The 26,060-nt window shown below is 45.3% G+C and carries 21 protein-coding genes; 16 read left to right on the forward strand and 5 right to left on the reverse strand.

All coding sequences use genetic code 11. The features are described 5' to 3' along the window. Nucleotides 1-138: 138 nt before the first annotated feature. The gene (gene ansB, locus R7F64_RS09275; RefSeq protein WP_318071623.1) at nt 139-1,203 is read left to right on the forward strand and encodes an L-asparaginase 2; all 1,065 of its coding nucleotides are present in this window, start codon (nt 139-141) and stop codon (nt 1,201-1,203) included. Nucleotides 1,204-1,279: 76 nt separating this feature from the next. On the opposite strand, the gene R7F64_RS09280 is transcribed toward ansB, so the two are convergent. Then, nucleotides 1,280-2,116, reverse strand: coding sequence for a pyruvate, water dikinase regulatory protein (locus R7F64_RS09280; RefSeq protein WP_005373820.1), 837 nt, complete (start codon nt 2,114-2,116; stop codon nt 1,280-1,282). A 251-nt stretch (nt 2,117-2,367) separates the two neighbouring features. Between R7F64_RS09280 and ppsA the strand changes: the two genes are divergently transcribed. The 4 genes from ppsA (at nt 2,368) to tyrS (ending at nt 8,032) form a co-directional block, all read left to right on the forward strand. Next, nucleotides 2,368-4,740: a phosphoenolpyruvate synthase gene (gene ppsA, locus R7F64_RS09285; protein WP_005373822.1), complete on the forward strand. Its 2,373-nt coding sequence runs from the start codon at nt 2,368-2,370 to the stop codon at nt 4,738-4,740. Nucleotides 4,741-4,910: 170 nt separating this feature from the next. Further along, a complete protein-coding gene (locus R7F64_RS09290; protein WP_318071624.1) occupies nt 4,911-5,690 on the forward strand; it encodes a hypothetical protein in 780 nt (259 codons plus the stop codon). Nucleotides 5,691-5,883: 193 nt separating this feature from the next. Continuing rightward, nucleotides 5,884-6,690, forward strand: a complete 807-nt coding sequence (locus tag R7F64_RS09295) for a response regulator transcription factor (RefSeq protein ID WP_021707696.1) — start codon at nt 5,884-5,886, stop codon at nt 6,688-6,690. Nucleotides 6,691-6,772: 82 nt separating this feature from the next. Next, entirely contained in the window at nt 6,773-8,032 is a 1,260-nt protein-coding gene (gene tyrS, locus R7F64_RS09300; protein ID WP_318071625.1) for a tyrosine--tRNA ligase, read from the forward strand. Between the two features lie 105 nt (nt 8,033-8,137). Here tyrS and R7F64_RS09305 read toward each other — a convergent pair whose 3' ends face one another. Next, complete coding sequence (locus tag R7F64_RS09305) at nt 8,138-9,172, reverse strand: spermidine/putrescine ABC transporter substrate-binding protein (protein WP_318071626.1); 1,035 nt, start codon at nt 9,170-9,172, stop codon at nt 8,138-8,140. A gap of 137 nt (nt 9,173-9,309) precedes the next feature. After that, a complete protein-coding gene (locus tag R7F64_RS09310) occupies nt 9,310-9,669 on the reverse strand; it encodes a DUF6559 family protein (protein WP_253657270.1) in 360 nt (119 codons plus the stop codon). A 167-nt stretch (nt 9,670-9,836) separates the two neighbouring features. Between R7F64_RS09310 and R7F64_RS09315 the strand changes: the two genes are divergently transcribed. Further along, a complete protein-coding gene (locus R7F64_RS09315) occupies nt 9,837-10,091 on the forward strand; it encodes a hypothetical protein (protein ID WP_318071627.1) in 255 nt (84 codons plus the stop codon). A gap of 101 nt (nt 10,092-10,192) precedes the next feature. Here R7F64_RS09315 and R7F64_RS09320 read toward each other — a convergent pair whose 3' ends face one another. Then, nucleotides 10,193-12,601, reverse strand: coding sequence for a beta-mannosidase (locus R7F64_RS09320; protein ID WP_318071628.1), 2,409 nt, complete (start codon nt 12,599-12,601; stop codon nt 10,193-10,195). 303 nt (nt 12,602-12,904) lie between these two features. Between R7F64_RS09320 and R7F64_RS09325 the strand changes: the two genes are divergently transcribed. Further along, nucleotides 12,905-14,491 (forward strand): BCCT family transporter, encoded by a 1,587-nt coding sequence (locus R7F64_RS09325; RefSeq protein WP_005373846.1) that lies wholly within the window; start codon nt 12,905-12,907, stop codon nt 14,489-14,491. Between the two features lie 62 nt (nt 14,492-14,553). Here the strand turns inward: R7F64_RS09325 and R7F64_RS09330 are convergent, their stop codons facing one another. After that, nucleotides 14,554-15,282 carry a UTRA domain-containing protein gene (locus R7F64_RS09330; RefSeq protein WP_005387087.1) on the reverse strand — a complete coding sequence of 243 codons (729 nt, stop codon included), beginning with the start codon at nt 15,280-15,282 and terminating at the stop codon, nt 14,554-14,556. A 210-nt stretch (nt 15,283-15,492) separates the two neighbouring features. Here R7F64_RS09330 and R7F64_RS09335 point away from each other — a divergent pair, with 210 nt between their 5' ends. From R7F64_RS09335 to R7F64_RS09375, 9 genes are all read left to right on the forward strand, one after another. After that, entirely contained in the window at nt 15,493-16,560 is a 1,068-nt protein-coding gene (locus R7F64_RS09335) for an ABC transporter substrate-binding protein (RefSeq protein ID WP_005373851.1), read from the forward strand. A gap of 12 nt (nt 16,561-16,572) precedes the next feature. After that, a complete protein-coding gene (locus R7F64_RS09340; RefSeq protein ID WP_318071629.1) occupies nt 16,573-17,397 on the forward strand; it encodes an alkaline phosphatase family protein in 825 nt (274 codons plus the stop codon). Further along, on the forward strand, nt 17,394-18,284 hold the full coding sequence (locus R7F64_RS09345; RefSeq protein WP_130546422.1) for an ABC transporter permease: 891 nt from the start codon (nt 17,394-17,396) through the stop codon (nt 18,282-18,284). Before R7F64_RS09340 ends, R7F64_RS09345 begins: the two co-directional genes overlap by 4 nt. Before the next feature lie 2 nt (nt 18,285-18,286). Further along, on the forward strand, nt 18,287-19,075 hold the full coding sequence (locus R7F64_RS09350; protein WP_005373859.1) for an ABC transporter permease: 789 nt from the start codon (nt 18,287-18,289) through the stop codon (nt 19,073-19,075). Next, entirely contained in the window at nt 19,072-20,091 is a 1,020-nt protein-coding gene (locus R7F64_RS09355) for an ABC transporter ATP-binding protein (protein WP_005373862.1), read from the forward strand. Before R7F64_RS09350 ends, R7F64_RS09355 begins: the two co-directional genes overlap by 4 nt. A 2-nt stretch (nt 20,092-20,093) precedes the next feature. After that, the gene (locus R7F64_RS09360) at nt 20,094-20,753 is read left to right on the forward strand and encodes an HAD family hydrolase (RefSeq protein WP_213895374.1); all 660 of its coding nucleotides are present in this window, start codon (nt 20,094-20,096) and stop codon (nt 20,751-20,753) included. A 192-nt stretch (nt 20,754-20,945) separates the two neighbouring features. After that, entirely contained in the window at nt 20,946-21,602 is a 657-nt protein-coding gene (locus R7F64_RS09365; RefSeq protein WP_005387092.1) for a TetR/AcrR family transcriptional regulator, read from the forward strand. After that, nucleotides 21,589-22,917 carry an efflux RND transporter periplasmic adaptor subunit gene (locus R7F64_RS09370; RefSeq protein WP_262642759.1) on the forward strand — a complete coding sequence of 443 codons (1,329 nt, stop codon included), beginning with the start codon at nt 21,589-21,591 and terminating at the stop codon, nt 22,915-22,917. Before R7F64_RS09365 ends, R7F64_RS09370 begins: the two co-directional genes overlap by 14 nt. Continuing rightward, nucleotides 22,914-26,015: an efflux RND transporter permease subunit gene (locus R7F64_RS09375; RefSeq protein ID WP_318071630.1), complete on the forward strand. Its 3,102-nt coding sequence runs from the start codon at nt 22,914-22,916 to the stop codon at nt 26,013-26,015. The genes R7F64_RS09370 and R7F64_RS09375 overlap by 4 nt, the downstream gene beginning before the upstream one ends. The last annotated feature ends 45 nt before the right edge of the window (nt 26,016-26,060 follow it).

The raw sequence follows: 26,060 nt of genomic DNA on the forward strand, positions 1-26,060 counted from the left end.
TTGATTTGATATTCTTTAAGTGATTAGTTGATCACGATCTTCATCTGCAATTTGTTGAACTAGTACTCAAAAAATCTAACCCGCTGTTTTTAGGATAGATGAGTTCCCCAACATCCAACCTAACAGCAGGTGATTCCCATGACGAAAAATCTTTTCCGCCTCAGTACGATAACCCTTGGTTTGTGCCTTAGTTCTTTGTCTTTCGCGCAATCCGATCTTCCGAACATTAAAATTCTTGCCACTGGCGGCACCATAGCAGGCGCAGGTCAATCTGCAACAGAGTCAAACTACACAGCAGGTAAAGTCGGCGTTGAATCATTGATTTCTGCGGTGCCGAGTATGACCAACATTGCCGATATTTCTGGAGAGCAAGTGGTCAGTATCGGTTCACAAGATATGAATGATGAAGTGTGGCTAAAATTATCGAAAAGAGTTAATGAGCTACTCGCTCAAGATGATGTTGACGGCATCGTCATTACTCATGGTACGGATACGTTAGAGGAAACCGCTTACTTCCTTGATCTGACCGTCAAGAGCAAAAAGCCTGTCGTGATCGTTGGTGCAATGCGTCCTTCCACCGCAATGAGTGCTGATGGACCAGTCAACTTATACAATGCAGTCGTAACAGCCACCGATGAAGATTCAGAAGGACGTGGCGTGCTAGTCGCAATGAATGACACGATTTTCGATGCGCGAGATGTGACAAAAACCAATACAACCTCCGTCAGCACTTTCCAGTCACCCAACTTTGGTGTTATCGGCTACATTCATAATAGCGATGCCAAATATCAACGAAGCCCAGAGCGTAAACATACGACAGAAACCCCATTCGATGTATCAAAGCTTACTAAGTTGCCTAAGGTCGGTATTGTTTATAACTATGCAAATGCCTCCAATTTGCCAGTGAAAGCCTTTGTGGATGCGAAGTTTGACGGCATCGTAAGTGCTGGTGTCGGTAATGGTAACTTGTACCACACTGTGTTTGATGAGCTAGAGAAAGCGAGTAAAGATGGCGTTGTTGTTGTAAGAAGCTCCCGAACGCCTAGCGGCTCAACCACTTTGGATGCTGAAATTGATGACGAAAAATACGGCTTTGTTGCCGCTGGTACATTGAACCCACAAAAAGCACGTATCTTACTGATGCTGTCACTGACTCAGACCAAAAACTATCAAGACATCCAAAAGATGTTCCAATACTATTAATTCTGTCTAAGGTTCATTCGATAGAGGAGGTACACACCTCACCTCCTCTTACACATAGCGACATGAGCGTCTCTTGTTAGCCAAACAAGCGACGCTTCATTCCTGCTTTTTCCAGAATACGCGTAGTAATTTCCTCAACAGACAGAGAGGACGTATTGATATATGGGATCGCCTCTCTTCTAAACAAAGCCTCAACAGTGTCTAGCTCCAGCTTGCACTGCTCTGTGCTAGCGTAATCACTTCCAGACAAACGATTCTCACGGATTTCAGTCAAGCGCTCGGGATCGATCGTCAGCCCAAACAACTTATGACGATGGATCTCAAATTCAGGCAACAAACGCATCATCTTCACATCTTCCGCAATGAACGGATAGTTCACAACACGTAAACCAAATTGCATCGCCATGTACAAGCTAGTCGGCGTTTTTCCGCTGCGCGATACGCCAAGTAAGATGATATCAGCTTGCTCCAACCCTTTTAGCGTGATGCCATCATCATGCGCCAATGTGTATTCAATAGCCGCAATACGGTCAAAATAGGTGTCGGAATCTTTCCCCACACTGCGAGAACGCTGCAACTTAGGCTTTGGTGCCATCTGAATGTCGTCTTGCACTTTCTGCACAATACTCTCCAACACATCGTAACTGTATGCTGGCGCTTCAAGCAGCATTTCACGTACTTCTGGAACGACAATTGAGAAAAAGACCAGAGGTTTGACGCCATTGCGCTGGTAGGAAGTTTCAATTTCTTTGACTACGTCAGTAGCTTTGTCCTGGCTTTCAACAAACGGAAAGGTTTTTTCGTTAGGAATGAACGGAAATTGACCGAGAACAACATGCCCTAATGTCTCACATGTTATCGCCGTACCGTCAGAAACATAGAACACATCACGACTTTGGTTATTTATTTGCATTTCTGTTTAATTTTTCAAAATCTTTTGAGTAGGATGGTACACATAATATTAATAAATCAGTTTGGCTTTCAGTTAGGTTCACCACAGCTTTAAAAATTCTTTTGAATTTTTTTCAGCCAGAACGTAATCGTTTGCCTTTGATATCAATCTAAATGAAGCAATGTATGGTCAACGTGTAATAACAGCCAACATGCGATTGTTTAGATCGATTTAAGTCCCCCTACTAAGCTGCAATGTTTCTGGAGAAAGACATGCAAAAGAACACCCTCTGGTTCAATGGCCTATCCATGGATGATGTCGACAAAGTCGGCGGTAAGAATGCTTCACTTGGCGAAATGGTTTCTAACCTAGCAAACGCAGGCGTTTCTGTACCAAATGGTTTTGCGACAACCTCATACGCGTTTAACCAATTCCTTGACCACGAAGGTTTGGATGAGCGTATTCACCAATTACTCGATGAACTAGACGTTGAAGATGTAGAAGCTCTGCGTAAGACAGGTGCAAACATTCGTCAATGGGTATTAGAGGCCCCTTTCCCTGCGGACCTTGAACAAGAAATTCGTGAAAATTACCAAGAACTGATCGAAGGCAATCCTGAGCTTTCAGTCGCAGTTCGTTCATCTGCTACGGCAGAAGACCTACCTGATGCTTCTTTTGCTGGTCAGCAAGAAACGTTTTTGAACGTGAAAGGCATCGACGCAGTACTAGAAGCAACTAAGCACGTTTACGCTTCTCTATTTAACGACCGTGCGATTTCTTACCGCGTTCACCAAGGGTTCGACCACCGTGGCATCTCGCTATCTGCGGGTATCCAACGTATGGTGCGTTCAGATAAAGCCTCGTCGGGTGTTATGTTTACACTAGACACTGAATCGGGTTTCGACCAAGTTGTCTTCATCACCTCTTCATGGGGTCTAGGCGAGATGGTCGTTCAAGGTGCAGTAAACCCTGACGAGTTCTACGTTCACAAGCCAATGCTTGAAGCAGGCGAACACCCAATCGTTAAGAAAACATTTGGTTCTAAGTTGATCAAAATGATCTACTCAGATAACCAAGAAATCGGCAAACAAGTTGATATCGTTGATACTTCTGATGAAGAGCGCAACACGTTCTCATTGAACGACGACGAGATCAAAGAGCTCGCAAAGCAAGCAATGATCATCGAAAAGCACTATCAGCGTCCAATGGACATTGAATGGGCAAAAGATGGCATTGATGGCAAGCTGTACATTGTTCAAGCGCGTCCTGAAACCGTATGTTCGCAAACGGAACAAAATGTGATTGAGCGCTACGAACTACAAAACAAAGCAGATGTTTTGGTTGAAGGTCGTGCAATCGGTCAGCGCATCGGTAAAGGCGTGGTTCGCTTGGTTGACTCTCTGGACCAAATGTCTCTAGTCCAAGAAGGTGACGTGCTAGTTACAGACATGACTGACCCAGATTGGGAACCAGTGATGAAAAAAGCATCTGCAATCGTAACCAACCGTGGTGGCCGTACTTGCCACGCTGCCATCATCGCTCGTGAGCTTGGTATTCCTGCGATCGTTGGCTGTGGCGATGCGACAAGCAAGTTAACCGATGGTGCAACCGTGACCGTATCTTGTTCTGAAGGTGAAACGGGCTACGTTTACCAAGGTGAACTTGAGTTTGACGTAAAACGCTCTTCTGTTGATGAACTGCCACTGCTACCAACAAAAGTGATGATGAACGTGGGTAACCCTGATCGCGCGTTTGACTTCGCACAAATTCCAAATGAAGGTGTTGGTCTTGCTCGTCTTGAATTCATCATCAATAAGATGATTGGTATCCACCCGAAAGCATTACTTAACTTTGATGCACAAAGCGATGAGCTAAAAGCAGAAATCACTCAGCGTATTCGTGGTTACAAAGATCCTATCGATTTCTACGTAAGCAAACTGACAGAAGGTATCGCAACCATTGCTGCGGCATTTTGGCCGAAACGCGTTATTGTTCGTATGTCTGACTTTAAGTCTAACGAATACAGCAACTTGGTTGGCGGTAAAGCCTACGAACCGCATGAAGAAAACCCAATGCTGGGCTTCCGTGGCGCGTCTCGTTACATTTCTCCAGTGTTTGAAGACTGCTTCGAGCTAGAAACTCAAGCAATCAAACGCGTTCGTAACGAAATGGGTCTGAAAAACGTTGAAATCATGATCCCATTTGTACGTACACCAAGCGAAGCAGCATCAGTGATTGATTTGCTAGCGAAGTTTGATCTGCGCCGTGGCGATCAGGGTCTTAAAGTCATCATGATGTGCGAGCTGCCATCCAACGCGGTCCTTGCCGATGAGTTCTTGAAGTACTTTGATGGCTTCTCGATTGGCTCAAACGACATGACTCAGCTAACGCTTGGTCTTGACCGTGACTCTGGCGATGTCGCACATCTATTTGATGAGCGCAACCCAGCGGTTAAGGTGATGCTTCAGATGGCGATTGATGCGGCAACAAAAGCAGGCAAATACGTTGGTATTTGTGGTCAAGGCCCATCAGACCACGACGACCTAGCGGAATGGCTAATGGATCAAGGTATTAGCTCTGTATCACTAAACCCAGATACGGTTATCGATACTTGGTTAAAACTCGGTAAAGTTAGCAGCAAGTAACACACGATAAACTCTAGCCCTCACACTCCCCTTGTGAGGGCTTTGTTATTCACACGTCATTTCACAATCAGTTCGTGATTCCTCTCTCAAGTTCGTCATTTAGTCAATTTCATTATCAAAGTCTGATGACCTAAAATGAATGGTATATTGATAACTCCAGAGAGAATTTGATGAAAAAGCCTATCGCACTCCTTACTACATTGATGCTCCTGGCATCCCCTGCTTATGCCGATTGGGATGAAATTTCCAATAAAATGTCTGAGCTTGGCGACGCAGTTTCTGATACTGCCCAAGATGCTTGGGACGACACCAAAGCGTTTTCAAAACAAGCGTGGCAAGATTTCACGAATTGGTCCGAGGAAGCGATCAATACCGCAGGCGAATGGACAGAAGTCAGCATCGAGAAAAGCAAAGAATGGATAGATGCTGCCGACAAAAAAATTGATGAGCTGATGGAAGGCGATACGCCAGAAGAAGCTCGCCAAGCCGTGGACTTAATGGCAGATAGCGCTTTGCTCAAGTTATTTAATGAAAAGCCGGAGGCAAAAGCTATTTACGACAACGCGTACGGCTACGCGGTCTTTGATTCTCGTAAATTATCTTTGCTGTTTCACACCAACTCAGGGTCAGGAGTCGCAGTGAATAAGGAAACAGAAGAACGCACTTATATGAATATGTTTGGTTTGGGCGTTGCACTTGGGGCTGGCGGCAAATTTTACCAACAAGTGGTTCTGTTTGAGAGCAAAGAAGACTTTGATACGTTCGTCAACGAAGGATGGGAGGCCACAAGTGAAGCCTCTGCTGTTGCGGGCGAAGATTCAGAGCAACTTTCAAAACAATTTAACAGCGGCGTCGCCGTCTATCAGCTGAACGCTAAAGGTTTGCTCATCGATGCTAACGTGTCTGGTTCTAAATATTGGGTTAATGAAGAGCTCACTAACTCGCAGTAATGCATAGCAACTAATTGCTTAAATAAAACCGTTGTTATGCACCCTTATCAATAAGTTAACGGGGCTATGATTCCTCAAAACTGAGCACTTACGCAACTTTCTCTATGGAAGTCACCAGAAGATGGCGACTTCCCTTTCTCGTTGGATTGCTTTTGGTTATGCTTGCGCAAAACCACCTGCAATTCGGTATCCCATGCCTGACAATAACTTTAATAATCTGCTAGCAGAAGCAATTTCTGCTCTTAACACGCCTAACTTTACTCCTAAACTTATGCGTGTCATTCGCACTCTTTTTCATTTTGATTGCGCAGTTATTTTAGGTTACCGAGAAGGTAAACACCCTATTTATCTCTACGACTCAATTGAGAACGAGCGAGAGTTACTTTTTCAACGCTACCTTACTGACTCATTTCAAAATGACCCTTTTTTTCTCAAACTAAACGAGACAAAGCAACAAGGCGTATTTACGCTCAAAGACGTGGCGCGTAAAGGCGTTGACTTCACCTCATACTGCGAGCAGTTCTATCATCAAACAGGGTGGAAAGACGAGCTTAGCATGCTAGTCGAAGTTGAATCTGGCCGTTGGGTCATGCTGTACTTCGGATATATGACTGATGGAAAATACTTTTCTCAGCAACAAATAAATAAGCTAAAGCCCTATTTCCCGATAATTCAGTCGCTTTGTCAGCAGCATTGGAAACAAACGGAATTTACCTTTTCTGAGCCTGTTTTTGCACAGAGTGCTTATTCTGGCAGTATGCGATTAGCCATTGAGCAAGCTTTAGCAACGTTTGGCGTAGAATCACTCACCCGTCGCGAACAAGAGGTGGCTTCGCTTCTCGCTCAAGGGTTTGACACCAAAGAAATTGCCGCGCGGTTACACTTAGTTCAAGGCACGGTCAAAAATCATCGAAAGCGAATTTACTCGCAATTAAATGTGTCTTCATTGAGTGAGTTATTCCAGCTTTTCCTCAATCACCTCATTCTCCATTCAAGATAAAAAACTGTCCCTTAAGGGATATATCGAGAAAAGGTGTCGCGTTTTAGTCTGAATGTAACAACCACTAAAACAGACAAAAAGAATGACGACACCATTACTGCAAGATTTACAAGATCGCGGCTTGATTGCACAAGCCAGCGATTTGGAAGAAATTCAGACACTTCTCTCACAGCCACAAACCGTTTACTGCGGCTTCGATCCTACAGCTGGCAGCTTACATATCGGCCACCTCGTGCCTTTGATTATGCTTAAGCGCTTTCAAGATGCCGGACACCAAGCTGTTGCCTTGATTGGCGGTGCAACGGGCATGATTGGTGACCCAAGCTTTAAAGCGACTGAGCGCAGTCTGAACTCAGAGGAAATCGTCTCAGGCTGGGTTAACGATCTTTCTAATCAAATTCAGCAGTTGATGAATCACCAACTGGCCAAGCCGATGATCATGGTAAACAACGCTGACTGGATGAAAGCGATCAATGTGATCGAGTTCTTCCGCGATGTGGGTAAGCACTTCTCGATCAATACGATGATCAACCGAGAATCGGTAAAACAACGCCTGCAACGCCCTGACCAAGGTATCTCCTTCACCGAATTTAGCTACGCTCTGCTGCAATCGTACGATTTTGCCGAGCTAAACCGTCAATACGGTTGCCGTTTGCAAATCGGTGGCAATGACCAATGGGGGAACATCGTTAGCGGGATCGATTTAACTCGTCGTCAAAATGGTGAGCAAGTATTTGGCTTAACTCTGCCGCTGATCACCAAATCCGATGGCACCAAATTTGGCAAAACTGAAGGTGGTGCAGTATGGCTAGATCCTAGCAAGACCTCTCCTTACGCGTTCTACCAGTTCTGGCTTGGCGCAGAAGACGCCGATGTTTACCACTTCTTGCGTTACTACACATTCTTGAGCTGCGAAGAAATTGCCAGCATTGAAGCGCAAGACCAAGCAAGCCAAGGTAAACCGCAAGCACAACGTATTCTCGCTGAGGAAATGACGCGATTTGTTCATGGCGAAGAAGGCCTAGCTAGTGCCGAGCGCATCACTCAAGCTTTATTCAGCGGTAATGTGCAACAACTGAGTTTGGGTGAATTAAAACAATTGGAGTTGGATGGTTTACCAAGCATTGAGAGCGCACAACAAGATTTGGTTGAGCTGTTGATTGAGTCGGGCTTAGCAAGCTCAAAGCGTGTTGCACGCGAACACATCAGCAACAACGCCATCAGTGTAAACGGAGAAAAAATGTCGGCTGATAACCCGAGTTTGAGCTTCCCACTGTTCGATCAATACTGGTTATTGCAACGCGGTAAAAAGCACTTCTGCCTCGTAAAGCGTGCCGCGTAGCAACACTCGCAGTACAAAGCCTATAAAAATTCCCCTCACCACTTTCGTGATGAGGGGAATCCAAACTTGAACGATTTTAAGCCTAACAATAGGCAAAGACGTCGCTTATTGCGTTCTTAAACGTTGCCAGTACTTTTCGTAAATCGCTAACGTTTCTGCGCCAACATCATTAATAAACTCGCCTTTTTTCATGTCTTCTGATGAAGGGAAAATAGTACGGTTGTTTTTCAACTCTTCTGGCAATTTGTCACGCCCAGCGTTCGTTGCCGACGCATAACCCAAACTGGTCACGATTTCCGCTTGGTTCTCTGATTGGTACATAAAGTTAATAAATTTATGCGCCAATGCTTTGTTTTTACTGCCAGACGGAATAGTGAAGTTGTCCATCCACAATACCGCGCCCTCTTCCGGCATCACGAACTTCAGCTCAGGCATTTCAACCTGCCCTTGGAATGCGTTGCCGTTCCATTGCATGCCGACCGATGTTTCACCGGACACGTAAGGGACTTGAGGTGCATCTGAGTTGTACAGCAATACGTTATTTTTCAGTGCCACTAAAGAATCGAAAGCCTGTTTGATTTCTGCTTCGTCTTTTGTGTTCACGCTATGGCCATTTTTCTTCAGCGCCATACCGAACACATCGCGAACGTCATCAATGAGCATGACTTGTTGTTCGTACTGAGACTCCCATAAGTCTGCCCATTTGGTCACTGGTTGCTCAACCATGGATTCGTTGTAGCTGATCCCGGTAATGCCCCAAATATAAGGCAGCGAGTAATCATTTTTAGGATCGTGCGCTTGGCCAAGTAAGCCGTCCATTGTGTCTTGCATGTTTGGCACTTGAGCGTGATCTATTTTCGAAAGCAGCCCTTCTCGACCCATTTTTTCAATGAAGTACGCAGAAGCAAAAACCACATCGTAACCAGAACCTTTTAGCAATTTTAGCTTGGTGTACATTGATTCATTATTCTCAAAGGTCGAATAATTAATCGTAACGCCTTCTTGTTTTTCAAACACTTTTAACGATGCTTCCGGCAAATAGCCACCCCATGCATAAACGTTCAACGTTTTGCTATCTGCATGAGCAAACATGCTGAGCACAAGAGCACTCAGCCCCAATCCTTTGATGATTAATTTCATGGTATGCAATCCAACCAGTCCAGCGACGCGCTGGGATTCGGGTGCATAATTAGGTAATTGTTACCCAATTGAAAGAAAATTTAATTAATCTTTAACAGCAAAAATATTTATCGAATTTATAAAATTAACGCATGTTTTTAATAGCGACTGTGCATACCAAAATGATGAGACATTCCATCTTCCATTCGGCCACCTTTCCAGCCACCAGAGCCGAGTAAATGAAGCACATCTTGAGCGGTATAATCGGCACCAGAAAAGAAATCATGCGCCACGTCTGAGCGTATTGCTTGCAACTCTGGTTGATTTTCCAAATCAAGATCTTGCGGATCCGCATATAATGCCAACGCAATTTTTTGTTGGCACGCGCTTAACTCACTGGTGCTCGTCTTTACCTGACCAACCGAAAAATACTCACGACTGCCGTATCCCACCACCAATCTGGTACTCATTAGTTTAATCACTTTCTTAATGCGACGACGTTGTATAAATCTCAACATGTTTTGTTATTCCTGTATTAAGTTGGCTATGGTCGTATTCTTTTGTTCGAATTAAAACACTCTGTTTTATCCGCGAAATTTCTCTAGCGCTTTTCGCGATGATCGGTTGTATAATACGATCCTGAAATATTTTGTTACGTTACCTCGGTAACCCCTGAGACTGCAACATGAACAACAGCAGATGGGTCGGCTTTATAGGCGGCACGATTGTCTTACTTAGTACCTTTATCCTCTTCGGATCTTCCGTCTACGCTGCTTGGTACCGAATCCCTGCGGAAGCCATTCATGGTATCGCCTTCACTTTGGCTTTTGGTTTAGGGTTAAACAGCCTGCTGGCGTACGCGACGGCAGTGATTACTCTTGCTGCACTATTCTACATTGGCTTTGTCGTTAGCTATCGGGTCCATCAGAAACTTAAATAAACTTCTGTCTCAACCTGAGCTTAATAACGGATACTTGGTAACTAAAAAGGGAGCAAACGCTCCCTTTTTAGTTACCAGCATGTAGATGTTCTATGCCCGCTTTAATCATTAAGGTGGCATACCCTCAACGACTGCTGCATACCTGAAACATCATCACCTAAATACTCAACCGTCATTGGAACCTTGACCAACAGAGTAAAGCTAGAGTCACTGAACCTTCCATCAGCATCACTCTCCAAATGAACAAAAAACGCAGGCTTATCCGCAATCAATGTAATTCGCCTCCCTTCAATAGAGACATCTATATTGGCTTTCGCTATCGGCAAGGTTTTTAGCTCGTGAGTACTAAACCATGTGTTGCTTATTCTGTCTTCACCGATTTGCGCTTCAACATAGAAGAAGCCTGACGTAAGTTCATCCTTCTCGATCAATTCATCCAACTGCCACAAAATCGTATTGCTGTCTGCTATGACTGTTTGTTCTAAGCTCCAACATTGCTTTTCTTCCCCTTGCCAATCTACCCACTTAAGCAGTGCGTTGACGCTTGCGGACTCTTTGGCATCATTGAGCAAATGTAGGCTCAACTTGCCTGTATGCTCGGAAAATACCAAATACTGCGGCGCAAAAAATCGCTTCGCATGGTAGTGCAACTGCTTCCATCGACCACTGTATTCCAAACTAGACCAAGAACTGACAGGCCAATTGTCGTTGAGTTGCCAGTACAGCATGCCGCGACAAACTGGAGAAATGGCACGCCAATGATCGCATGCAGTTTTGATCGCGATTGCCTGCTGAACTTGACTTAAATACAGCATGCTCTCGAATCCAGAGGGAAAACGAAAATAGCGCGTGAACATCTCTGTGATAATACTATTACCTCGAGGGTTCTTCTGATGTTGTTCGAAAGTTGGGGATGTAATATTCCAGTCTTGCTCAGGGACAAACCGCTTAACTTCAGCAAAAGATGGCCAAGATTGAAAACCAAACTCAGAGCAAAAACGAGGATTCACGTCAAGGTAGGCACTGAATGATTTTCCTGAATGCCAAACGTCCCAAAAGTGCATATCGCCTTTACTATCATCATGCCACGCATCACCGAAATCCAGTTCACCATTACATGGGGAACTTGGCCAGAAACGGCGAGTGCTATCTTGCTCGGTAATCTCCTTCTCAATCATGCGGTTGAGGCGATCGTAGTTAACCGTGTATTTGACTTTACTGCGCTTAGATTCGTCATACCAACCAATAGCTCCAATCACTTCATTGTCACCACACCAAAGTGCGATTGATGGGTGCTCCTTGAGCCTAGGGATTTGGAATCTAAGTTCTTCTTCTACCTCTTTTAAAAACTCGTCGTTTGATGGGTACAACGAGCAGGCGAACATCATGTCTTGCCACACCAACAAGCCAAGTTCATCACAAAGGTTATAAAAGATTTCACTCTCGTACTGACCACCGCCCCATACGCGAATCATGTTCATGTTGGCGTCAACCGCACTTTGCAAAAGGTTGCGATAACGTGTTTCGCACTCTCGCCCCGGCATTGCGTCAATAGGGATCCAGTTGGCACCTTTAGCATTAATCGGTACGCCATTGACGATAAATTCCATTGCAGAGCCGTGCTCATCAGCTTGATTATTTAGAGTTAGCTGACGCAAACCAATGTTGTGCGTTAACTTTTGCTCTCTGCAAGAAATGGTAATGGGATAGAGATACGCTTCGCCATAACCCGATGGCCACCAGCGTTGAGGCTCCAAAATGTGGAACTGGCAATGATAGTGACCACTTCCTTTTGTTTGAATACATTGACGCTCACCATTAAATTCAACCATCATTTCATGGCGTTGACTGTCCGTTTCCACTTCAACTACTACATCAAGAAACACACTCCCATCGGCTTGCCATTGCTGCTCTGTCGAGAAGCCTTTGAGCCAAAGCTCATTCACAATGTCGATTTGAATGGGGTCGTAAATACCCGATACCATCAAGCAAATGCCCCAGTCCCATCCGGAATGGCATTGTGTTTTGCGGATCAAGTTCATGTGTGGAATTTGGTTGTTGCCCATTGCCGACGGAATAGGAAATGGCAGTTTTTTTGCTCTTGCGATACCTTCTAAATCCGCCCGAGCAAACTCAACCCGAATCGTGTTAGTACCTTGCTTTAAATGCGGTTTAATATCCACACGTTGCTGGGTAAACATGTTGCTGCAAGTTAGTGTTAGCTCACCATTAACATAGAAGGTTGCCAATGTATCGACACGAGTTAGCGTCATCCAAATTTGCTTGGCAGACAACGTAAACGCGTCGACTTCAAACTCACGTGAGATATGCCACTCACACTCTTCAATCCATCGAACTTTGTTTTCATTATCGGCAAAATAAGGATCTGGAATCTGCTCTGCTTGTAAAAGCGCCGACACATTATCGCCCGGAATAAACATTGGAATTTCAAGATCGGGACGCTGTGGCGAGGTAAGCATCCACTGCCCGTTAAGTTCGAAGTGAGCCATTGAGTTAAACCTTAGCTTGGGAAAAACATGTTTTCTCAATGTAATCCTGATAATTCCATGCAAAAACAAGGGAAATGTTAATTACATACGAAATGCGGTGCATTTCACGTAAAAACTCTTTCTTTTGATCTCTACCCAAAAATCAGCAACTTGGCTAACCTGTTAAAAATTAATCGAAATCTAAGGTTATATTTGCAACTTCGACATGTTAACATCATCGGCTTTTTGAACATCCTCACACTTTTCGTTGAAACGATGTGAGGGGAAATGCACGGCTTCATAGCCCTAAAAAGCGAAGTAATTATGTCAAATATGACGAATGCCGCCTCCCACACAGCGCCTATTCAGGATGCTGACTATTCTGCTATTCATCCCCCATCTTTACTCAAGCGCCTCGAACTCACCAATCCTGTCTTTTGGTTAAGTGGTAGCTTCCTCACTCTATTCGTTTTACTTGCTCTAACGAATACCGACTCTCTAACCGCAATGGTTAACACCGGCTTCGGCTTTGCTACTAAATATTTCGGAGCTTACTGGCAAGTACTGCTTCTTCTGAATTTCCTAATTGGTTTGGCTCTTGCGTTTGGTCGCACTGGTTATGTGCGCCTAGGTGGTCTAGCGAAACCTGATATTGATAACTTTAAGTGGTTGTCAATCGTACTCTGTACTCTACTTGCAGGTGGTGGTGTGTTCTGGGCCGCTGCTGAGCCTATCGCGCACTTTGTGACTGCTCCGCCTCTATACGGGGAAGCCTCACCGAAAACTGCCGCAATCAATGCCCTATCTCAGTCTTTTATGCACTGGGGCTTCTTAGCTTGGGCGATCCTTGGTGGTCTATCTTCCATTGTCTTAATGCACTTGCATTACGATAAAGGCCTGCCTCTTAAGCCGCGTACTCTGCTTTACCCTGTTTTTGGTGATAAAGCCATTAAAGGCTGGATTGGTGATGTTGCTGACGCATGTAGCATCATTGCAGTAGCAGCAGGAACCATCGGTCCTATCGGCTTCTTAGGTTTACAAATTAGCTACGCGCTAAACTCATTGTTTGGCCTGCCAGATACGTTCGTAACGCAAAGCATGGTTATCATGGCGGCGATCCTGATGTATACCCTTTCCGCACTGAGCGGTTTGAGCAAGGGTATTCAAATCGTCAGTCGTTACAACATCATTTTGTCTGTACTATTAATTGGTTACATCCTGTTCTTCGGGCCGACAAGCTTTATCGTTGATGGTTACGTGCAAGGCGTTGGTCGTATGGTGGATAACTTCTTCCCTATGGCACTTTACCGTGGTGATACAGGCTGGCTAAGTTGGTGGACAGTATTCTTCTGGGGTTGGTTTATCGGTTATGGCCCAATGATGGCGATCTTTATTGCTCGTATCTCTCGTGGTCGTACAATTCGCCAATTAATCATGTCTATTAGCATCGCGGCACCGCTGATTACTTGCTTCTGGTTTAGTATCGTTGGTGGCAGTGGCCTTGCGTTTGAACTTGATAACCCTGGTTTGATTTCATCTGCGTTTGAAGGCTTTAACTTGCCTGCAGCACTGCTAGCGATTACTGGTGAATTACCTTACCCAATGATCATTTCGGTTCTGTTCCTGATCTTAACGACAACATTTATCGTGACGACGGGTGACTCGATGACTTACACAATCAGTGTAGTGATGACGGGCTCAACAGAACCAAACGCAGTGATTCGCTCGTTCTGGGGTCTGATTATGGGTATTGTCGCTATTGCGCTTATCTCAATGGGCTCTGGTGGTATTTCTGCATTGCAGTCTTTCATTGTGATTACCGCCGTGCCTGTGTCTTTCATTTTGCTGCCAAGCATTTGGAAAGCACCCGGCATTGCAAGCAGAATGGCGAAAGAGCAAGGCCTCGTTTAAACCGCCTCTCTAACCAATATGCGAAAAAGAGCCCTTCATTGGGCTCTTTTTAATTCTGCGCTTTATCCTACGCTATCAATGCGAATCATCACTGCGTCTGGACGCCAATACTCGAATTCGCAGTCCATTAAATGCCCATCTTGTTTGTAGTTTACCCGCCGAATTTTCAGAACGGGTTGTCCTTCAGCTAGGTTCAACGCCTTAGCGACATGAGCAGGAGCTGACGTGGGAATCACATCAAAACGAGAGCGCTTTGTCTCGTAACCATACTTCTCACGATAAATGCCCGTCAGGGACATGGTGAGGTTCTCAGACAATATACCCTCAAACAGTGCCGCTTTGAGCACGTTCTCAACAAACAATACCGCTCGCCCATCAATAAAACGTAACCGTTCAATTACATAAATTGGGGTAATTCGCTCCACCTCTAACGATTTGGCATACTCACCTGCGGCCATTTCACTTCGCACGTTGAGTAACTTAGTTTCTGCAATACGATGCTGCTCTCGAATCATCTGATGGAAGTGAGAACGAGACAACGGGTTGTAACAGATACGCTCAGGAGATACATACCAACCCCGGCGCTCTTCTCGATAAATAAGACCTTCAGTTTCTAAAGACACCAACGCATCTTTGATAGTGATTCGAGTTGTAGAAAACAGCTCACTGAGCTCTCTCTCTGACGGCAGTTTTTGTCCTTCCGACATGATGCCGGAAAGAATCTGCTGTTTTAAGCTGCTTCTAATTTTTCCTAATTGGGTACCAAATTGTCCGGTGCCTGTCGCTCTCATTCTGATCTAGTCCAAGGATAATTTGACGAATAACATAAGGCGTTTACGTAACAAAAATATGACATTAATCAACAGAACACATACTGAACGTATGAAATATAAGTGCCATATAAAATCAGCAAAACTGTCAAATTACTTGCGCTAAATCGTCACATTCCATCCATAGCATACAAAGCGAACTTACTGACCTAGTCCAGAAGGATGGAGACAATGAAAACTTTGCTAAGTCGTTCAATTACCGCACCAGCGGCAATCATTGCGGTAACGCTCGCTACGCCAACAGTAGCGAAAGAAGCCGATATTGAATCTTTGGTAGCAGCAGCACAAAAAGAAGGGGCGGTTTACAGTGTGGGTATGCCTGACAGTTGGGCAAACTGGAAAGACACTTGGGCTGATTTAAAGTCAAATTACAACCTTAAGCACCAAGACACGGATATGAGCTCGGCTCAAGAAATCGCAAAATTCGAAGCTGAGAAGAAAAACGCGACCGCAGACATTGGTGACGTAGGCTTTGCCTTCGCACGTGTAGCGGTAAAAAAAGGCGTCACTCAGCCATATAAACCAACAACTTGGAATGACATCCCAGATTGGGCAAAAGACGAAGATGGTCATTGGGCACTTGCTTACACTGGCACTATTTCTTTTATCTCCAACAATAACCTCGTAAAAGACGCGCCAAAAACGTGGGATGACCTATTAAAAGGCGACTACAAAGTGACCGTAGGTGACGTAGGCGTAGCAGCACAGGCAAACAACGCGGTTCTCGCCGCAGCGTTCGCCAACGGTGGGGACGAATCCAACCTCAAGCCTGCGCTCAAATTCTTTTCTGAACTCGCGAAGCAAGGTCGTCTTTCATTTACCGATCCGAACATCGCCAACCTAGAAAAAGGCGAAGTGGAAGTGGCGATCATGTGGGACTTCAATGCATTGAACTACCGCGACAAAATTGACCGCGACCGCTTTACAGTGAGCATTCCTCAAGATGGCTCTGTGATTTCTGGTTATACAACCATAATCAATAAATACGCGAAGAACCCTAATGCAGCAAAGCTTGCTCGTGAATACATCTTCAGCGATCAAGGGCAAATCAACTTAGCAGAAGGTTATGCGCGTCCAATCCGCACCAACATCACACTGCCTCAAGCAGTGCAAGACAAGCTAATTGCTAATGACCAATACAGCAATGTTCACCCAGTGACTGACTTCTCAGCTTGGGAAAAGTCCGCACGTAAGCTGCCACGTCAATGGCAAGAAAGTGTCTTAATCCACCAGCAATAAGAGTAAGTCGTTATGAGCAATAAGGTCATCCTTGTTGTTCTAGATGGACTGAACTATCAGGTAGCCCGTGATTGCATGGGCTACCTCAATGGTCTTCTAGAACAAAGTCGTTCCCAACAAGAAACTCGCGCAACGCTTTATCCTGTGCAGTGTGAGCTGCCCTCTATGTCTCGCCCACTTTGTGAGTGCATTTTAACGGGCGTTCGCCCTTTAGAAAGCGGCATCGTAAACAACAATATCGTTCGTCTATCCAAACACGATTCCATTTTCAGTTTGGCAAAAGCCCAAGGAAAAGTGACCGCTGCGGCTGCCTACCACTGGGTAAGTGAGCTTTATAATCGCGCGCCATTTGAACCTGTTCGCGATCGTTTCACGCATGATGAAACCCTGAATATCCAGCACGGCTGCTTTTACCATTGGGATCATTATCCTGATGAAGCCTTGTTCCTGGACGCAGAGTATTTACGCCGCAACTATCAACCTGATTTCTTACTGATCCATCCGATGAATATCGACGATACAGGACATAAGTTTGGCCTAGACTCTCGCCAATACCGCAATTGTGCGCGAGGTGCAGACATTATTCTTTCCAACTACATCGATCAATGGCTTGCTGATGGGTATCAAATCATTGTGACCAGCGATCATGGCATGAACAACGATCTTTCTCACGGTGGGATTTTACCTGAAGAGCGAGAAGTTCCCCTGTTTGTCATTGGTGATAAGTTTACTCATCAAGATTGTCATATTAAGCAAACTGATATTTGTGGCACCGTTTGTCAATTGCTAAACCTTGACCACACGAAGCCATACACTCAGGAATTGTTAGCACTATGAGCAGTTCAGTCCTCTCCCCAAGCTCCAGCGAATCACGCTCAAATTTGGCAAGTACTTGGTTAAAGCGCTTTAAGCCAGCCATTTGGTTGGTGCCTTTCGCGCTGTTTTTCTACCTATTTCAACTCGCACCGATGATTTGGGTGCTGTTAAACAGCTTTATCTACGATGGCGAGTTTGCCTTCGATAACTACATTGAAGTGCTCGACTCCGCCTTTATGATGCAGGCGTTTGGCAACAGTTTGTGGTTAGCTGTATGGTCGAGCATTTTTGGCTTAGCCATTGCGACTCTGTTGGTCTCTTCTCTACGCAGAGTCGATTCTAAAGTCCGCGACGGTGTGATTGCGTTTACGAACATGAGCAGCAACTTTGCAGGCGTACCTCTGTCATTCGCTTTTATCATTATTTTGGGCACCAATGGGGCGATTACCCTTTTGCTCAAGCAGTATGGCTTACTCGGTGATTTCGACCTTTATGGTAAATGGGGTCTGCTGGCCATTTACATCTACTTCCAAATCCCGCTGGCGGTGTTGTTGCTCTACCCTGCGTTCGATGCGTTGAGTGATGATTGGCAAGCAGCTGCTGCGCTACTGGGAGCCAAAACATCACAGTATTGGGCGAAAATCGCGCTGCCAGTGCTCTCACCAGCCTTATTCGGTACCTTTATTATCTTAATAGCCAACGCAATCGGCGCATATGCGAGTGTTTATGCGTTGACCTCCGGTAACTATAACGTCATCACAATTCGAATTGCGAGTCTGGTATCGGGAGACCTGTTCCTTGAACCTAATCTCGCCGCTGCAATTTCGGTGATTCTAATGGTGTTACTTGCCTTTATCACATTGATTAACCAATGGCTCATTTCGAAAAGCTATGCAGGTAGGAAGTAGTCATGAACAACGTTAATACTCGATTCCATAAAACGGTGGTTTATTCCATTGTTGGGATCATGCTCATCCCGATTTTAGCGACCTTTGTCTATTCGCTTTCATCACGCTGGGGCGCCACGGTGCTTCCAGATGGTTTCACTTTTGATTGGTACGTTAAATTGCTGACCGACCCACGCTTTTTGCAAGCATTTGGGCGTTCGCTGTTTATTTGTATTGCTTCGCTAACCCTCAGTGTGATTCTAGTTCTGCCAGCGATATTCGTGGTGTTTTACTACTTTCCAAGGCTCGATAAGCTCATGAACGTATTGATTTTGCTACCATTCGCTGTACCACCAGTGGTGTCCTCCGTCGGCTTGCTTCAACTTTATGCTGACAGTGAAATCTCCCTTATCGGTACTCCTTGGATTCTAGTAGGTACTTACTTCACCATCGCGTTACCGTTCATGTATCGTGCGATTTCTAATAGCTTCGAAGCAATTAACCTTAACGATTTAATGGACGCTGCACACTTGCTAGGAGCAAGCACAACCAAAGCGTTTTTGATGGTCATTTTACCTAACCTCAAAAAAGGACTGATGGCATCGCTTTTCCTTTCATTTTCATTTCTATTGGGAGAGTTTGTGTTCGCCAATATTTTAGTCGGCACACGTTATGAAACCCTGCAAATCTACTTGTATAACATGCGTCAGACGAGCGGCCACTTTACGTCTGCCTTAGTGATGACCTACTTCCTATTTATTTTTTTACTGACTTGGTTGGCAAGTCGTTTCAGCCGAGGAGTCAAACAATGAGCTACGTAACAGCGAAAAATCTGACTAAACGTTTTGGTGATAACACCGTATTTGAGGACATTCACTTTAACATCGAGCAAGGTGAATTCATTACGCTTTTGGGCCCTAGCGGTTGTGGTAAATCGACACTACTTCGCAGCCTTGCTGGGCTTAACCCTGTCGATGGAGGCGAGATTTGGGTAAACGGAGAAGATATCACGCATCAAGTCCCGCAAGAGCGTGGTATTGGGATGGTCTTTCAATCGTATGCGCTGTTTCCCAATATGACCGTCGAAGGCAACATTGCATTTGGCTTAAAAATGAAAAAGCTTGCGAATGATGATATTCGACGTGAAGTGGCTAAAGTCATCAAACTGGTGGATCTGGCAGGTAAAGAAAAACACTATCCGCATCAACTTTCTGGTGGTCAGCGCCAGCGTGTCGCACTCGCTCGAGCGTTGGTGGTGAAACCTCGCATATTATTGCTTGATGAACCACTTTCTGCGCTTGATGCCAAAATCCGCAAACACCTTCGTCAGCAAATCCGAGATATTCAGAAAGAGATGAATCTCACCACTATCTTCGTAACTCATGACCAAGAAGAGGCGATGATTATGTCTGATCGTATCTTCCTAATGAGTAAAGGAGAAATTGTTCAAGCAGGAACACCTGAAGAAATTTATACTCATCCTGCTAACGAGTTTGTGGCCGGTTTCATGGGGCACTACAACCTTGTAGAGGCCAATAAAGCCAAGCAACTCTTCAACATTGATACCGAATGGAAAGTAGCGATTCGCCCAGAGTCTATATATGTAAAAGAGCAAGGTCGTCAATATGATAGCCACATCTCAGCGCCACAAGTAGGTACGATCACCAACCACCAGCTTCTAGGTAATGTTATTCGCTATCAAGTGAACGTTGAAGAGTGTGAGCTCACTGTTGACTTGCTTAACCGCTCTTCAGAACGCTTACTAGCGAATGGCAGCCAACTAGAGCTACTCTTTAACCTAAACGAAATTCAACCAGTGAGAGCCTAAACATGTCCAAACCTTTGTATGTTTTTGATATGGATGAAACCCTAATAAACGCTGACTGCGCAATGATTTGGAACGAGTTTATGGTTGAGAGAGGCATCGCGACTGACCCTTTATTTATTAAGGAAGATCAGCGTCTAATGGCCTTGTACTCTGAAGGCAAAATGGACATGGAAGATTACCTAGCGTTCTCCATGAAGCCACTAGAAAACATGCCGATTGAAGAAGTAAACGCCTTGGTTGAAGAATGTGTTGAAAGCCATATTTTGCCTAAACAGTTCCCTCAAGCCAAAACCCTGATTGAGCAACTGTCTCGTGATGGTTTAGATATGGTTATCATCTCTGCCAGCGTCACTTTTTTGGTGGAAGCCGTTGGTCGCCGTCTTAATATTCCAACCGCACTCGGAATTGATTTAATCGAGAAAAACAACCGTTATACTGCTGAAATCGACGGTATCCCGAGTTATCGTGAAGGCAAAGTCACGCGATTAAAACAGTGGCTAGAAAATCAGCCTGAGCCTTATTCCGAAATCCATTTCTATACCGATTCAATCAACGATTTACCGCTTTGTGAATACGCGAACTACGCTTATCTGGTAAATCCATGCCCACAACTAAAAGAACACGCCAACAGACCGAATTGGAGTGTGTTAAGTTGGGGGTGATCTAGCCTCAAAAGGCCGTTCTTCCTAAGTAAATACTTTTCTATTTGTTCAAAGAGCAGTTCTTTCTGCTCTTTTTTACTTCTCTTCATCACAAATTAATCACTTGATTAAATACTGATTAATTTTTCACATGTCGCATGAGAAATCAGCGTCTTATAATTAATCAAATGTTTAATATTTTGAGAGAAGATTGTGACGGAAGCGCATCGAAGGGCGGGAAGACCCACAGATAATATCGACGCACGGGAAAAACTGATTTTCCACGCGCGCGAACTCTTCACCATTATGGCTTATGACAAGGTCTCTACTCGCCTAGTCGCGCAGAAAGCAGGCGTGAACGTGGCGATGATTCGTTACTACTTTGGCAACAAAGAAGGCTTGTTCGAGACCATGTTGCGCGAAACACTGTCACCGATGCAAAAGCAGATGCAGACGTTGGTATCCAACAGTAACGAGCAAAACTTTCTCGATCTAATGCGCACCTACTACCGCGAAATGATCAAGGTACCACAGTTCCCACGCTTAGTTGCCCAAGTTATGAATATGCCCCCATCGGAAACCCAACGCAAACTGCTCGAAAAAGTCTTCGCAGATATCAGCAAGCCAATGCAAGGCGTGATCTTTGATAAGTTGATCGACAGTGGCGTTTTACGAAAAGACGCCGACCCTCAACTTTGTCGCGTCTCTTACATCAGCTTGATGGTATTTCCTTTTATGGCACCACCAGCACTGCTCGCCATTCATGGTATTGAACTTTCTGAAGCCTTCTTGAACCGATTATTCGAACACAACATACAACTGATGAAACATGGATTTTTAGACTCGGGCGACCAATATGAAAATAAATAAAAAGCTGCTGTTCTTTCCTGCTCTTGCGGTTGGGGGCGTCATTCTGTTTTTGGCGATTAGCCTCAAACCAGATTTGCCCGTAAAACCCGCAGGAGATCGTGCACGGTTGGTCGAGACAATTCCTCTTGAGCTCAAAGCCATTGCTCCAGTAGCCGTAGGGTTTGGCAAGATCGCCCCAAAAGTGGAATGGAAAGCGATAGCCGAAGTGACGGGTAAAGTGGTCTACCGTCATCCGCAACTGGAAAAAGGACAAGTGCTGCAAGCAGGAACGGAAATCTTGCGAATCGACCCACTCGATTACGAGTTGAAACTGGTTCAAGCTCAAGCCGATCTCAAATCTGCTCAAACCTCTCTGGCTAAGCTGAACCAAGAAGAAGCGAATCTCAAAAGCACACTCAAGATAGAAGCCAACCGTCTGGTTATCGCTAACAAAGAGTTAGACCGTAAACAAAACCTACTTAAGAAAGGCTTAACCTCGCAATCGGATGTAGATCAGCAAGAGCAAAGCGCGCTCTCTCAACGTAAGTTAGTACTGGATATTGAAAATCAAATTGGTTTGATGCCGGATGAGAAACGAGTCGCGGAAGCCCTAGTTAAAGTTAATGCATCAAAAGTGGATGAGGCCGAACGCTCGCTTGATAAAACCATCATCACGCTTCCTTACGATTTGCGTATTGCTGACGTAGAAATTGAGAAAAAGCAAGTGGTTAACCTCCAACAAACCATGGTGACAGGACATGGTATTGATGTCATGGAAGTGGAAGCTCAACTGTCCATTCATGACATGCAAACTTTGGCGGCGAGCATCGGTGAGTTTGTCCGCGATGAATCTGGTATTCCACAACCTGATATGAATGCGATTCATGCCAACATTGAACTCAGCAGCGGTAACCTCTCTGCAAGCTGGCCTGCGAAAGTTGCACGCATCAGTGAAACGGTTGATCCAAGCCAAGCGACTGCCGGTGTGATTCTGGAAATTGAACAAGACTACCGTGCATTAAACCCAACGTCTGCGCCTCCATTGGTGAACGGCATGTTTGTGCGTGCCTTGATTGAGGGACAAGAGAACCCGAGTTGGGTCATCCCAGAGCGTGCGCTTCATGGCGATAAGATTTACCTGATGGGCGATGACAATCGTCTGCAAGTCGTGACGGTTGAAGTGTTATATCGCCGAAATAACCAAGTGGTGATCGATGGCGAATTGGAGCAAGGTCAGAAACTGATCATCAACGATTTGCTGCCTGCGATTAACGGCATGCTATTGAAAGAGTCACCTGAACAGTCAGAAACGGCTATTGAGGAGTCTGATTCATGATCCGATTCTTCGCCAAGCACCCAACAGCAGCCAACTTGCTGATGCTAACGCTGCTGATATTGGGGATTTCTTCACTTTCCACGATTAAGCGGGAAACCTTTCCTGAGTTTGATCCGCCCTACATCCTAGCTGGTGTGGTTTACCCTGGCGCTTCCCCGCAAGAAGTCGAAGAGAGTATCTGTGTCCGCATGGAAGATGCTGTTGATGGTCTTGCTAACATTGAAGAAACGCAATGTGAAGCGATTGAAGGCTCTGCGCGTCTTATCTTAAAACTGAATGAAGAAGCCGACATCGGGCGCATGCTGGTCGACGTTCAAACTCAGATCAACTCGATTAATGACTTCCCACAAGAAATTGAGTCTCCTGTGGTCCAAGAGCTAGATTGGAATGAGCCAGTTGTGGATGTCGCCATCACCGCAGATACCACATGGCCAGAGCTAAAAGCGTATGCCGAACAGCTTAAACGCACGTTAAAAATCGATTACGATGTCTCTTTGGTTGAAGTTGCTGGCTTCTCTGACCACCAATACCGAGTAGAGTTAGACACTCAAGCTATCCGACAACTTGGTTTGAGTGTTGGTGATATTGCGGAGCAGATTGGTCGTCAAAACGTCAAGTTGCCAAGTGGTAATGTCGAAACACCAGATAAGAACTTTCTGATCCGCTTCGACGAACGTCGCGTTACGCCAGAAGAACTTGAGACTATCGTCGTGGGCTCTGGTCCAAATGGATCAATCATCCGTCTAAGAGACATTGCGACGATTACCGACCGGTTTGAATTGGACGAACAGAAAGTCCTCTTCGATGGTCACCCTTCTGCCCTACTAAAAGTCAGCAAAAACAAAGAAGATGACGCACTGCGTATCAAGGAACGGGTTGCTCAATTTGTAGAAGAACAACAAGCTATCGCGCCAGACGGTGTGATGCTACAAATGACCAATGACCTTTCATCCGTACTTTGGGATCGCCTGACCATGATGGTCAAAAACGGTTGGCAAGGTATCATTCTGGTCTTCGCCACCATGTGGTTGTTCTTTAGTTTTCGCTACTCTTTTTGGGTCGCGGCTGGTTTGCCCGTTGCCTTCTTGGGTGGGTTATTTTTGATGGCGCAACTTGGCCTGTCCATCAACATCATGTCTTTGGTCGGGTTACTCATGGCCATCGGTATCATGATGGATGACGCCATCGTTATTGCCGAATCGATTGCCGCTCACCTCGACCGAGGAGAAGAGATCGATGATGCCGTAACTAAAGGGGTGAAAAAGGTACTGCCGGGGGTAATTTCTTCCTTCCTAACTACGGTGTGTATTTTTGGTAGCTTGTTATTCCTGCAAGGTGAAATGGGTGCGGTACTTAAAGCAGTTCCTCAAGTTCTGATCCTCGTATTGAGCTTAAGTTTAGTGGAAGCCTTCTTGATCCTACCTAACCACCTTTCTCATTCACTGCATAAACAAAAGCAAGAGCGAAAGACACCGAAGTTCAAACAAAAGCTGCTCGCTTCTTTTGAAAACTTCCGCAACACCACCTTGGTCAATGCAGTGGATAAAGTGGTCGAGTATCGCTATGCCTTTATGGGTGGCGTGGTCGCCTTGCTTCTTATCTCCGCAGCCACGTTAGTAGGTGGTTTACTCAAGTTCCAACCCTTCCCTGAACTGGATGGCGACATTGCAGAAGCGCGTATTATTCTTCCTCCGGGTTCTTCTCTGTCTCAAACGGAAGCTGTCGTCGATAAGATCTTCGCTTCCGCTCAAAAGCTAGATAAAGAATGGACAGAGAAAGTGGAAGACGGCAATCCATTGGTTCTGCACATCACCAGTCAATTCAACGCTAACGCCGACGCGAATGAATCTGGCCCTCACATTGCCACGGTACGTCTGGATTTGCTGGGTGCAGAGAGTCGTAACACACTCATCGATGAATTTATCGATGCATGGCGCGAAGACATCGGTGAACTTGCCGATCCAATCTCACTGGTATTTAAACAACCGACCATGGGGCCAGGTGGACGAGCGATTGAAATTCGAGCGAAACATGATGATCTGGATGCGCTCAAAGCGGCCTCTATCGACATTCAGCAATACTTGAATGAGTTTGACGGTGTCCATGGCGTGTTGGATGACATGCGTATGGGTAAAGAAGAAGTCTTGGTAAAACTGCGTCCGGGCGCAGAAGCTTACGGGATTAACGGCCAACTCATCGCCAATCAATTGCGTGCAGCTTTCTTTGGCCAAACCGCAGACGAGATCCAAGTTGGGGTAGAAAACATTTCAATCGAAGTTCGCCTCGATAAAGCACAAGCCGGTGACTTACAGCAATTGGCAAACTTTCCGATTATCTTGTCCGATGGCAGTCAAATCCCCCTCGCAACCATTGCGACTTTGGATTTCCAACGTAATTACGTAAGAATCCAGCGCATTGATGGCTTGAGGACTGTGAGCGTGTTCGGCGATATCAACAATACGAAAGCCAACTCAACCGCCATTATTCGTCAGTTCCAACAGGATGAGGCGCCAAAGCTTATGCAAAAGTATCCAGGTCTTCGCTTTGATTTTGAAGGTGAAGCCAAAGATACCGCTGAAACTGGCGCATCAATGGGTAAAGGCTTCTTGCTTGGTTTGTTTGGCGTGTTTGCGATTCTGAGTTACCAATTCCGCAGTTATTTGGAACCATTCGTCGTCATGCTTGCGATTCCCCTCGCTTTTATTGGCGTGGTATGGGGACACATCCTACTCGGTCACTCATTAAGTATGCCAAGTATGATGGGCTTCGTCTCATTAGCAGGGATTGTGGTGAATGACTCGATTCTGTTAGTTCAGTACATACGCCATCATGTGGATGAAGGGGATAATGTGCATGACTCGGTAGTCAAAGCCAGTCGGGAACGCTTTAGAGCAGTATTCCTAACATCAATGACCACTGCAGCAGGTTTGCTTCCGTTGCTGACTGAAACCAGTTTGCAAGCACAGGTTATCCAACCACTGGTTATCTCCATCGTGTTTGGTATTTTCGCATCCACTCTGCTGGTGTTGTTTATGATCCCTGCCGCGTATGCCATTTTAGCTGACTTCGGCCTAGTCCATAAACACGAAGAAATCTAAAACGACTGATAAGTACATTTATCAAAATGAACAAGAGCGGCTTAG

Origin of the sequence: Vibrio sp. Vb1980, assembly GCF_033338615.1 — a bacterium.
GTDB lineage: Bacteria > Pseudomonadota > Gammaproteobacteria > Enterobacterales > Vibrionaceae > Vibrio > Vibrio alginolyticus.